At 41.5% G+C, this 12,523-nt stretch carries 10 protein-coding genes; 8 read left to right on the top strand and 2 right to left on the bottom strand.

The annotated features are described in order from the left end of the window. Positions 1-370: 370 nt before the first annotated feature. The 8 genes from ACG3M1_RS01930 (at position 371) to ACG3M1_RS01895 (ending at position 8,281) form a co-directional block, all read left to right on the top strand. Complete coding sequence (locus tag ACG3M1_RS01930; RefSeq protein WP_009270249.1) at positions 371-2,284, top strand: BglG family transcription antiterminator; 1,914 nt, start codon at positions 371-373, stop codon at positions 2,282-2,284. Positions 2,285-2,295: 11 nt separating this feature from the next. Further along, positions 2,296-2,988, top strand: coding sequence for an RDD family protein (locus ACG3M1_RS01925; RefSeq protein ID WP_009588131.1), 693 nt, complete (start codon positions 2,296-2,298; stop codon positions 2,986-2,988). A 410-nt stretch (positions 2,989-3,398) separates the two neighbouring features. Then, positions 3,399-4,760, top strand: a complete 1,362-nt coding sequence (locus tag ACG3M1_RS01920) for a PTS sugar transporter subunit IIC (RefSeq protein ID WP_008818319.1) — start codon at positions 3,399-3,401, stop codon at positions 4,758-4,760. A 368-nt stretch (positions 4,761-5,128) separates the two neighbouring features. Continuing rightward, complete coding sequence (locus ACG3M1_RS01915; protein WP_008818318.1) at positions 5,129-5,458, top strand: PTS sugar transporter subunit IIB; 330 nt, start codon at positions 5,129-5,131, stop codon at positions 5,456-5,458. A 1-nt stretch (position 5,459) separates the two neighbouring features. After that, positions 5,460-5,984 (top strand): GrdB-related putative oxidoreductase, encoded by a 525-nt coding sequence (locus tag ACG3M1_RS01910; RefSeq protein ID WP_008818317.1) that lies wholly within the window; start codon positions 5,460-5,462, stop codon positions 5,982-5,984. A gap of 132 nt (positions 5,985-6,116) precedes the next feature. After that, on the top strand, positions 6,117-7,181 hold the full coding sequence (locus tag ACG3M1_RS01905) for a M42 family metallopeptidase (RefSeq protein ID WP_008818316.1): 1,065 nt from the start codon (positions 6,117-6,119) through the stop codon (positions 7,179-7,181). A 9-nt stretch (positions 7,182-7,190) separates the two neighbouring features. Then, the gene (locus tag ACG3M1_RS01900) at positions 7,191-7,583 is read left to right on the top strand and encodes a hypothetical protein (protein WP_395814730.1); all 393 of its coding nucleotides are present in this window, start codon (positions 7,191-7,193) and stop codon (positions 7,581-7,583) included. A gap of 38 nt (positions 7,584-7,621) precedes the next feature. Beyond that, positions 7,622-8,281, top strand: a complete 660-nt coding sequence (locus ACG3M1_RS01895) for a M42 family metallopeptidase (protein ID WP_395814727.1) — start codon at positions 7,622-7,624, stop codon at positions 8,279-8,281. Positions 8,282-8,919: 638 nt separating this feature from the next. Here ACG3M1_RS01895 and ACG3M1_RS01890 read toward each other — a convergent pair. Continuing rightward, positions 8,920-10,383: a M81 family metallopeptidase gene (locus tag ACG3M1_RS01890; protein WP_009270246.1), complete on the bottom strand. Its 1,464-nt coding sequence runs from the start codon at positions 10,381-10,383 to the stop codon at positions 8,920-8,922. 271 nt (positions 10,384-10,654) lie between these two features. After that, the gene (locus ACG3M1_RS01885; protein ID WP_022300158.1) at positions 10,655-12,433 is read right to left on the bottom strand and encodes a M3 family oligoendopeptidase; all 1,779 of its coding nucleotides are present in this window, start codon (positions 12,431-12,433) and stop codon (positions 10,655-10,657) included. Positions 12,434-12,523 lie beyond the last annotated feature (90 nt).

Below are 12,523 nucleotides of genomic sequence, written 5' to 3'. Positions count from 1 at the left end.
CATGACCTTCTTTTCAATCAGAGCCGCATAAAATCCTTTATCGCAGGAGCACTTCATATCGTATTTTAGGTACTGCGGCTCAGCCTATCCATTATGACACTCTTTTTTTCATAGTATTGGACTTTTTAAATAAGGAAAAAAAGCATATCTCCCATTCAGCCATACTGCTAAGACAGCAGTCTCAGTCCTGACTATACAGAAAGACCAGTTGTACTTAAAAAAAAGAATAACACTTCTCTTTTCCCTCTGCCCCTGTTTAAAAAAGGAAATTCCAATAACCAATTCGCAAAACTTCCTAAGAGTTAGGAAAAAATGTTAATTACTTATTGAAGATAATTCTATATAATACTATTTAGAGAGGATTGACAACATGGGACTAAATAAAAGACAGGAAAAAATCATCATGATGATGAATGACTCTAACGATTGGATTACAGGTAAAGAATTATCCAAGCTTCTAAATGTATCAGATCGTACCATACGCTCAGACATTGATTCCATTAATCGTTATTATGAGAATGCATTGATTGAGTCCAATCTTCGCTATGGATATCATTTGAATCAGGAAATTCTTCGGACGCTGAACATTGAAATCGAACAGCCAATCGCACAGACACCGCAGGAACGATGTATATATATCATACAGCAGCTTCTATTTCAACGAAATGAACTAAGCATCACCAATTTACAGGATCAGGTATTTGTTAGTGAATATTCGATTGATAATGATATTAAACGTATAAAAAAAATGATTGAGCCCTATGAGCAGTTAAGATTGGTACGCTCTAAGAACTTTATCCATTTAGAAGGTGATGAAGAGAGTAAGCGCAAGCTGTATAAAGATTTATTAGCTGAGGAAACACAGGGAAATTTTCTGAATTTGAATAACCTTGCGGCATTGTATAATGATTTCGATTTACTGATTGTTAAGGATACACTTGAAGAAACGTTTAACAAATACAATTTCCATGTACGTGAAATGGCATTTCCGATGCTGATGGTTCATGTGGGAATCGCAATCGAACGAATTTTACGACATAACTATATACATACGGAACGCGATTATGAAGAATTAAAGAAAAGTCAGGAATATGAGATAGCACGTGAATTTTTTCAGAATACAGCCAAGAAGATACGTATAGAAATCGTTGAGGATGAAATCGCGCTGCTTGCATTGTTATTGATGGGAAAGAAAGGAACCAGTTACTCAAAGGATCTGGTTCATGAATTTCATGATAGCTTAACAAGTGATGATATTATCGACGGTATGTTAGAAGTTATTCATGATGATTTTGATATTGATTTCGCACAAGACAGTGATTTGCGTATCGGTTTGAAAATGCACATGCAGTCACTCATGGAGCGCCAGATAAGAAAACATGATGTATCAAATGTATATCTGCAGGAGATTAAACGTAAATATCCTCTGGTATTTGAAATGGGAATACGTGTTGCACGGTATCTGGAAGAACAATTAAATGAGGTGATCGGTGAAAACGAAATAGGTTTTCTATCGCTGCATCTCGGTGCTGCCTTCGAGCGTGCGAACCTGTCGGGAAAATACCGGGTTATTATGATTTATCCACACGATCAGGCATTAAGTAATATGTGCGTCAAAAAAGTAGAAAATCGGTTCGGTGAGCGAATGGCCATTGTGGAATGTCTGAACTTCTTCGAACAGAAAACAATTCTTAATGCGCGGCCTGATTTGATACTGACAACACTCCCCCTGCAGCATGACCTGGATATTGCCACGATTCAAATTTCATTGTTTATCAATTTAGAGGACGAAAGCCGTATTTTCCAGGCGCTGAACCTATTGGATAAGAAGCATTTTCAGAAAGAGTTTGAGGAAGGTATATCCGGTATGATAGAACCACGATTCTTCTATACAGATGTTGATATAGCGACGCATGAGGACGTAATCAATTATATGTGTGATAATTTGCAGGCATCCGGTTATATACCGGAAGGATTCAAGGAATCTGTCTTGAAAAGAGAATCCATGTCCGCAACCTCCTTTGCCTACAGCTTTGCCGTACCGCATAGCTTCAATGTAATGAGCATTAAATCCAACATATCCGTTGCTATTTTGAAGAATCCGATTCCATGGGGACCTTTTGAAGTAAAGCTGGTCATACTGCTTGCAATCAATGATGCAGACCGCTATATGCTGAAGCTGTTCTTTGACTGGCTGAGCAATGCAGTGAGTGATGCCAATCGGTTTGCGACACTTTTAGAAAGTCATGATTATAATGATTTTATTGCACGTATCGTTGAGTAAGGAGAGATATTATGATTGCGAAAACCACTGAAAATAATAAGAAACCAACAAAGCATTACAGAGAAAAGAAGCTGGGGCTCATCGATCGTTTAAGCATTGCATTATTGAAAAAACAGGATACCCTTGTAAAAGATACAGAGCATTCTCCCGTGTCGAATATCAGAAGATTCTTCGGGTATCTGATTGATTTCATGCTTGCCAATATATTCTGCGTAATTCCCTTGGTCATCATCCAAGCCTCCCTCACCGGCTCAACGAATACTACGCAAATACTGGCTGGCATTCCGTTGCATTGGGCATATATTATCACATTCTTTGTATTCTTATTCTATACGTTTTATTATGTGTATATACCATTAAAAATATGGCCGGGACAGACACCCGCAAAGCGTTTATTAAATTATAAAATCGTAATGATGGATAATTCAAAAGCTACAGCCAAAGCTTTATTTATGAGAAATGTCATTGGGATGACCTTCCTTGAGCTTGCGGCCTTCACGACCACCTATGTCGTGCAGCTGATCGTTCTGACTGCCAAAATCGATTATCCCGCTTCCTTTGGCTACATTACCTATTTCATGACATTTTTATCCTTTATCATCACTCTGACAAATTACGACCGCCGTATGCTTCATGATTATCTCGGTAAAACAAAAGTATATATGCTTCAAAAAGAAGAGGTATCCGACTACCATGCTTTATAGCCGCAGCAGCACTGTCGACAGGGATGAGAATCCCTGTTTTTTTCTTGATTTTTCACTCTAAAATCCTTTTCTATTTTTTGTCCTATACTTCGTTATCCTTCTTTTCTCCGCTTTTTTGCCCCTTCTTTGATATCCTGCTTTTCGCTGCTTTTTCAGTTCTTCATACCGATATCTCACTTATCCTTACTTTTTTAGTTCTTCATTCCGATATCATGCTGTTCTCTACAATAGATAACTTTCCTGCAATATATCTATATTTATGGGTTCCATCAACTGCAGAAAAAGTCGATTTCCTATACCTTAGGAAATCATTTTCATGTTGCGAGCAGTAAACTTTTATTATAATTAGATTGTAAAAAGTTTAGTGCGCACGATTAAATTTTTTAAGACAAAAAAGAGGAGGAAATAAAATGTTTAACAAGCTTGAGAAAATACTTATGCCAATGTCTGATGTGCTAAGTAAAAACAGAGTCTTGATTGCCATTCGTGATGGCTTCTTAATAGCCACGCCATTACTGATCGTCGGTTCGATCTTCTTATTGATCGCCAATTTTCCGATACCCGGATGGTCTGAGTTCTGGACAGGAGTATTTGGGGCAGGCTGGGAGGAATGGTTCAAAGCCGTATCCCGTGCAACCTTTAACTGTACCGCTTTACTGACTTGTTTGGGTACTGGCTATGCTATGGCCAGAGAGTTTGGTGGAGATAAGATACAGGGTGCAGCCGTTGCCTTAGTTTCATTTTTCATCCTGCAGCCGGTCATTCACGATGCGGTAAATGATGCGGGAGAAGTGGTTTTAGAAGGTGCATTTGCAGGTTTATCCTTTGATAATATCGGTACGGACGGTATCTTCATGGCTCTGTGCTGCTCTATACTCTGCGTACTTCTGTTTATCTGGGTTTACAAAAAGGGATGGACAATCAAAATGCCAAAGGGTGTGCCACCTGCTGTAGCGGACTCCTTCGCTGCATTGGTACCTAGTGCCATCGTTTTACTGGTATGCTTCCTGATTCGTATTTTCTTTGAATTTACACCATTTGAAACTGCACAGGGATTTGTATTCACCGTACTTCAGACGCCTATGAAAGGACTGGGGGATACTCTGGGGGCAAATGCTATTTACAGCTTCATGTGTACATTCCTCTGGTTCTTCGGTATAAACGGTCCTGCCGTAATGAACTCTGTATACTTCATCGGCAACGTATTAACGGCCGATCAGCTGCTTGCATTTGAAGCAGGAACGCCGAATAATGAATTACCGCATATCTTTACAAATCCGTTCTCAAACTTCTTCACGAACTTTGGCGGCGGCGGAAGTACGCTATCGCTCGTTATCTGTATGCTGCTGTTCTGTAAATCTGAACGTATCAAGGTGTTGGGTAGATTAAGCATTGTTCCAGGTATTTTCGGAATCAATGAACCAATCATTTTCGGTTTGCCTATCGTATTAAACCCGATTATGATCATACCGTTCATCTTTGTACCATTATTTAATTTAGTTACATCCTACTTACTGACAATAGCAGAAATTCTGCCAAAGACAACCGGTGTCAACTTACCGTGGACGACTCCAATCGGATTCTCCGGCTGGTTATCGACAGGAAGCTGGATTGCCGCAGTATGGCAGATTATTCTGCTGGTTATCGGATGCTGTATCTATTTCCCATTCATTAAAGCGCTTGATAAAGGTTATTTGCATGATGAAGAAAATTCAGAGGATACAGAAGAAGAAGATATTTCATTTGATGATTTATCATTGGATGATCTGTAACATACCAGACGCTATTCTTACACAGCTATAGACTGAGCGGGTTTCACATCTGTTGTATTACACCAATAAGATGCGAAGCCTCTTTTTCTTAGCTCCTCCCCTTCCAATCCCAATAGATATATTTTATGAAAATGTGATAAGTATGAATTACAGCTCTTTCGTTGCGACTAATGCAATACGCTGCGCTGTAAGCCGAAAATTTCAAGCCTGTTATGACTCCTGTTATCGTGCACTGCTTCCTCTTTTTCGCATGAAAAAAGCTGTGATTAAGTATTGGTCATACATATATTTCCTAACAGCTAGGAAATATAATTGGTTATATTGCACATGAAACGGATTTATAATGAATTGGTAAGGGAGGATGATGTATGAAACGACTCTATTTGTTCTGTGACCAGGGAATGTCTACAAGTTTACTGGCAAGCCGTATGCAGGTCTGTGCGGATAAACACATGCTTCCAATCGAAGTTAATGCATTCTCTTATAAAAAGATGCAAGGCATCGTTGAAGAAAAACATCCGGATATCATCCTGCTGGGTCCACAGGTAAAATATCTTTTTGATGAGACAAAGAAACGCTTTGATGAACGAACCCCTGTCATGCTGATTTCACAGGAAGATTATGGGATGATGGATGGTGAAAAAGTATTAAAGAAAGCATTGCTTCTGCTGCAGAAAAGAAAGCGAGGAGAATTATAAAATGAAAGTATTGATGGTATTTGATCAAACGCAGGCAGGACTCGGCGGAAAAGAAAGTCCTGATTTGGCAATGGGTGGAAAACCGATGGCAATAGGTTCATGTCATATGTTTGAAAAGACTTTAACGGATATGGGAGGAAGCATCTGTGCAACACTGTATTGCGGTGATGGAACCTTTGCACAGGATCCGGATACCAACGGAAAAAGATTTGCTGCGATGAGCAAGAAGCTGAATCCGGACGTGGTTATCTGCGGTCCGTGCTTTAATTACGGAAATTATGGAAAAATGGCCGCAAAAACAGCTCAGACAATCAATGAGCTGACAAACATACCGGCGTTTGCTATCATGTCTGAGGAATGCGGTGCAGCTATTGATGAATTCAAAGATCATGTGACCATTCTTAAAATGCCGAAAAAGGGTGGTACGGGATTGCCGCAGAGTCTGGCAATGATGTGTGAGTTTGCCCTGAAGCTTGCGAAAAAAGAAGATGTCAGTGAGATGATCAGGGAACACGCATATCAATAAAAGGCCTTATTGATTACATGGAAAGCAGCTGTTTTGCTGCTTTTCTTTTTTCCTAATACATAGGAAGCATTCTTCAAATACATTATTTTTAAAAGGCTTATAATGAATTTAGAAAGAGAAAGAGGTGTATTTATGTTGACGAATGAAACGATTGCTTTAATGGAGGAGTTAACACAGGCTGTTGGTATCTCCGGAGATGAAAGGAATATCTCAAAAATTATGAAAACGCATATGGAGCCCTATGCTGATGAAATTATATACGATAATCTGGGTTCTATCTTCGCCGTAAAGAAAAGCGGAAAACCGAATGCATTAAGAGTGATGATCTGCGGTCATATGGATGAGGTAGGCTTTATGATTACAAGTATTAAGAAGAACGGCCTTGCCGAATTTATATGTATCGGCGGGATGGATGCACAAAGTCTGCATGCACAGCGGGTGCGTTTAAAGACAGCCAGCGGTAGAGAGTACATCGGTACCATTGTATGTGATAAGGATGAAATAGCAGCCTGCGACACAAAGCATATGCGGATAGATTTTGGTGCGGAAAATGCCGAAATGGCTGCTGATTGGGGCGTTAAGGTTGGAGACAGCGCCGTTCTTGACGGCGGTTTTGCCATGCTTGGTGACGGTCATCGCATCCTTTCCAAGGCATGGGATAATCGCTATGGCTGTATTATGGCTATCGAGCTGCTGCAGGCACTGAAGGAAACAAAGCTTGATGTGGATTTGTATATCGGAGCAACCGTACAGGAAGAAGTAGGTATACGGGGTGGAACGACAGCGACAGGACTGATTCATCCGGATATGGGAATCGTATTGGACTGCAGTCCAGCAAACGACATCACCAAAGACGAGCAGGCAGTCGGTCTGCTTGGAAAAGGAATCCTGATTCGTTATTATGATAAAGGCATGATGCCGAATCGCCTATTGCTGGATACCCTTGTACAGACCTGTAAGGATCAGCAGCTGCCCTATCAGTATTACTATAATATGGCACAGACAGACGCAGCCTGGATACACAAATTATTTTCAGGCTGTCCAACCTTAAGCGCCTGCATCTGCGCACGCAATGTCCATACGGGAAACAGCATGATTGATATACGTGATTACGATTGTGCGAAGAGTGCGCTGCTTGCCATCATCACATCGCTTGATGAAAACAAAATTAACGCTTATAAAGCGGAGAATCGCTAAGGTGTGCATATGAAAGAGGCATATGGAAGAATAAATCTGGAAATGATCAGAGAGCTGAGTGAAGCTCATGGAATTTCAGGATGCGAAAAGGAAGTTAGCCGTATCATGAAAAAGTGGTTAACCCCTGTCTGCGACGAAATCACATACGATAACCTTGGCTCCATAGCAGGTCTGCAGAAAGGAAGTGCTGATGGTCCAAAGGTGATGATCTGCGGACATATGGATGAGGTTGGCTTCATGGTGCGTGAAATTGATGAACAAGGTTATATCCGCATGCTGCCCGTAGGCGGCTGGTGGGGACATGTTCTACCATCTCAGACATTATATGTAACCACAAAGGAAGGCCGACGATATCACGGCGTCGTCGGTTCCTGCGCTCGCACGGACTGCCCCCTGAGGTAAAAGAAAAGGTTATAAAGCCCCTTGATTTATTTCTTGACATGGGAGTGGATAACCGTGAGGAGATATTGGAATTAGGAATTCAAATAGGAGATATGATCACCCCGGATACAAAGTTTGAAGTTATGAACAATCCTAATTATCTGATGGGGAAAGCATGGGATGATCGTTTATGTGCAGCTCTTGCTGTCGATGTGTTATACCGCATACAGAAGGACGCGCATGAGGCAAACGTCTATGCCGTGGGAACTGTGCAGGAGGAAGTCGGATTACGGGGGGCCCGTACAGCAGCGAACCTTCTGCATCCGGATGTAGCGATTGCACTGGATGTCACAACAGCATTGGACACACCGATGGATAAGGGAGATGTCAAGCTTGGCAACGGTGTGGTGCTGTCTATAATGGATGCCGGTATTATTGCCCATAAGGCATTGTTACGGGAAATGGAAGAAATTTGCAGGGATTTAGGACTCAGCATCAACTACGATATGATGACTGCCGGAGGAACCGATGCCGACAATATTCACAAAGCATATGATGGTATCATAACCATGACATTGAGTATTCCAACACGCTATATGCATTCCCATCACCTGATCATACACCGCAGAGATTATATGCAGACGGTAGAGGCGATTGCAGAATTTTGCCGCCGTTTATCCTGGGATAAAGTAAGTGCAATGAGAACCGCAATACAGTAAAGGTGTCGAAAGACACCTTTTTTCATGAAACTGCGAACCATACCTACCTCTTCCTATGGCTGCGTTTATCCTATGCGCTGTGAGCCTTATAACATTGAAATCCATAAATCCTTAAGCATGACAGGCAGATTACGTAATATCCGTTCATCCTGAAAATTATTTGAAGTAATTGTGCAATGTACTTTAAGTCAGACAATAAGAAACAAAAAAAGGATTTAAATTTTAATGTGGAATAGGATATCCAGCCCTGTCCGTTCATCCTTAACACATGTAAAAAATAATGCTCAATGTTCTTTTCGTCTGTTATGCAGAATAGAAAAAAAAGCATACTCTTATTGTGGCGTTCTTATCCGAAAAAGAGTAACGCAAATAGTTCATAACAAAAAACACAGGATCAGCTTCATTATTGCGCATGATCTTGTGCTTTTATTATCTATAATCAAATAGTCAAATATGAGGAAGAATCAATCGTGGAATAGCCCAGAGAACTCTTTAATCTGTAGCAGATTTATGTGGGTATTGCTTTTTACCATCTGAAGGGTTCACGCAAAATATGCCTCGATATACCCTATTACTTCTCTCTTCCATGCTCGCCTCCACTCCTTAGATTCCCCCAGAATAAGCCCCGTTATGCCCTGTTACAGCATATCCTCTAAGTCGTAATCATCATAAGGCCACATCGGGCGATAAATCTGCTTGAATTTTAATAATTCACTTCTCTGATATGTCGGCCCCTGAGTAAGCGCCATCATACACAAGTCGCCATATGCGGCAAACTCGGCAGAGATATATCCCTGTTTTACCACAACGACATCATATTCCTTTAACACGATTCCACAGCGGGTATACTGCTCCGGCTCATAAAACTGAATCGCATCATTCAGAATAACAACGCTTACCGGTGCATGATCTAATCGGACCGTTATCGCAGTCCCCATATCTTTTTTATGCTCGTACCCTTCATCAGGTATACCTTTCGCGATTATAGTTCCTTCAATCGGTACGCTTTTACATAATTCATCATAATTCATGCCAATGCACAGACTGACATGCTCGCCTACATGTCGGGGATACAGTTTTTTAAAAGCGTTGTGATCAACAATTCCGCTTACCAGATACTGTTTATGGTTGGTATCATGCAATGCGAGAATCTGTCGTAGCATATAGGTATTAAAGCCATCCCCTCCGGAGCCTACATTATCTCCTGAATCTGTAATAAATACGGTTCCTCCAGTATGAGCAACTGCTTTTTTTAAAACCTCCTGCGGTTCACCGGTATTGCCGTGATAATGAAATTCATGACGTCGTGAATATGCAAACGCACGAATATGATCTGCCACTTCCTCGGCATAGGCTCGATACTTACCGCTCTGCGGTACAACGACAACAGAGCATCCCAGCTTGTCACCATCATGGCGCAGATAGCCGATATGAAAAGAAGCACTCATAATGCGTTCATCCTTTTCTGCTTCATCACACAGCCGGTTGATGGATACCATCGGCTCATCGAGTGATACACTCTTTTCCCCGCCGATTATGATAGGAACCTTTCGGTATACCGGTCTTATGTTCCTTCTGTTCTTTAACAGCTCAACAAATTTTTCTGCGACAAACTGAAATGTCTCCTCTGCATCCGTATGCGGAGAATGACGGTAGCAGCGCAGGATATTCACCTTGCTTACAAGCTCTTCGGACAGATTTCCATGGGGGTCCATTACAAGGGCAATCGGCATATACGGCCCGGTTATTTCACGTATTTCTTTCAGGAATGCGTGCTCAGCCGAGCCTCCTGCCAAGCCGATCACTTTACTGGCGCCATGTAAAAACAGAAAGATTCCATCAATTTCATGGACATGTGATTTCACCTCTGCCATCATACGCGAACGGATAAATTCAAAAGCATCATATGTGACAGGGCCATGCGGGTGCCCGCGGGCAATGATTGCCGGAATCAGTTCTATACCGGCATCCTCAAAAACCTTACGGCAGGAAACATGCTGAACGGCCTCTTCACCAAACTTAAAAACAAATTTATCAAAGGTCATCAAACTGCGTGAATGCTCATTCGATTCTGAGCTGAAATAAGCAAATAATACTTTCATAAAACGTTTCTCCTTTACTTTTATCTTTATATAAATTCATAAAATGTGTTGAAAGAGCAGGCATTTGGTTTTTCTACTTATCAATCTCTACATAAACTCATAAAACGATTTTTATTGGAAAAGCAGACATCCGGACGCCTTCGTCCTGCAGCCTCTGCTGTCAGAAAAACGGTTATCCCAATACCTCCCTTGCGGCAGTATACAACAGCTTCTGTTTGGACGCCGTTTCTATCTGACTGCTGGCAGCTGACAGACTGATACAATCATGCGGTTAGCCCTGATTCTGTGCTGTCTCTTTCGCTAATATCAGAAATTCATCCATTTGCCTTGTGATGGATTCAAGTGAGGCTTCCCAGAAAGCGGCATCCTCCAAATCTATACCGGCAATGGCCGCTGTTTCTTCTACCGTATGCGTAGTTGATGCCTTCAGCAAGGCGCGATATTTCGGAAGGAACGCCTCCCCTTCTTTTTCATACATCGCATACAGGCCTCTTGAAAATAAGGCGCCGAAGGTATATGGAAAATTATAAAAAGCAATATCTGGGATATAATAGTGTACTTTTGTAATCCAGCGATACGGATGGAGCCAATTCGGGTCCAACCCGTCCTTAAAACATTTCTTTTCCGCCTCCAGCATCAGCTGCATCAAGTCGGAAGCAAACATAAACCTTTCCTCACACTGTTCAAATACGGATTTTTCAAATGTGTAGCGGGTTGTGATATCACAGATATTCTGACAGAGCGCAGACAGCTGCGTATCAATTAAGAACAATTTATTTTCACGGTCCGCATCATTGATTAAAGCACGATACATGATATTCTCATTGAATGTAGATGCCGTTTCTGCCAGCGGCATACAATATTCTCTATTTAGAGGCCGCTCATTTTCAACCAGCATTCCATGATAGGCATGCCCTAGCTCATGTGCCACCGTGATAATGTCACTCAGGGTATTTCCATAATTGGTAATGATTCTGCTCTGTTTGATCCATGCCAGATTTTCACAGAATGCCCCGCTCTGTTTTCCCGTATGGCTTGGATAATCAATCCAATGCTCATCTATTGCCTGCTTTGTCATATCATATAAATCAGTGGAGAAATTTCTGAAATGCTGTTGTATATACGCTTCACAGTCTTCGATTGTAAAGGACATATCGCACGTACCGAGGGACGCGTAAATTTCATACCACGGAAGTCCGTTATCATATCCCAACAGCTTTGCTTTTGTACGCAGATACTCATGAAACCTAGGCAGATACTTATCAACAGCGGCATACATCGTGTTCAATGTTTCTTTCTTCATGAAGGAATCCTGCAGCATTTTATCCAGGGGATCCTCATACCCCCGCATACGTGCTTCCATCAGCTGTTGACGCTTGATGTTATTGATGGAAAAGGCAAGCGGCTCTTTGATGGATTCATAGGCCTTCATTTCACACAGAAAGGCTTCCTTTCGCACGTCTCTGCTAGTTGAATGACATAAATTTTTCACTTGTGTCAGAGTCATCGTTTGCCCCAGACACTCCACGGAGACATTTGCCGTCAAATGATAATACATATCACTAAATGCTGCTGTACTTGTCTGCGAAAGCTTCGCCAGCATCGCTTCTTCCTCTTTGCAAAGAGAATGAGAGGCCTTATCTTTTAATGTATACAGCAGAAAGGAATACTCCTTCAGCATTTCGTCCTGCTGTATGCAGGAGTCCATATGCTTTATATGTGCCAGATAATCCTTTAACTGCGAACGATAGACGGAATAAGAGGATATTCTCGAATTGATGATATTCAAATATCGCAGAGTCTGTTTATCATTGGTATCCACGGATTGGCGTAAAATCGTGTACATGTGCAGACGGCCGGATAAATCATATTCCTTTTCCAAAAGCCGAAGGACTTCCTTCACCGCACAGCATTCCTCCAGTGTGTTCATTTCTTCCGTCAGTGCAGAAAGCTCGTCGTGTAAATCATGATACTGTTTCAAATCATTTTGAAAAGCGGGGTCATCGTAGCCTTTATATAAAGCATCCAGCGACCATTCATATCTGTTCATTTTTAAAACCTTCTTTCCTGTACTCATTATAAGGCACTGAAATACAAAGAGACGGTAGAACGTTTTCCTAACATCCTAGGAAGTACTATC

This window comes from Clostridium sp. 10cd*, assembly GCF_044336395.1.
GTDB lineage: Bacteria > Bacillota_I > Bacilli_A > Erysipelotrichales > Erysipelotrichaceae > Clostridium_AQ > Clostridium_AQ innocuum.
This window is presented reverse-complemented; position numbering and strand designations above follow the sequence as displayed.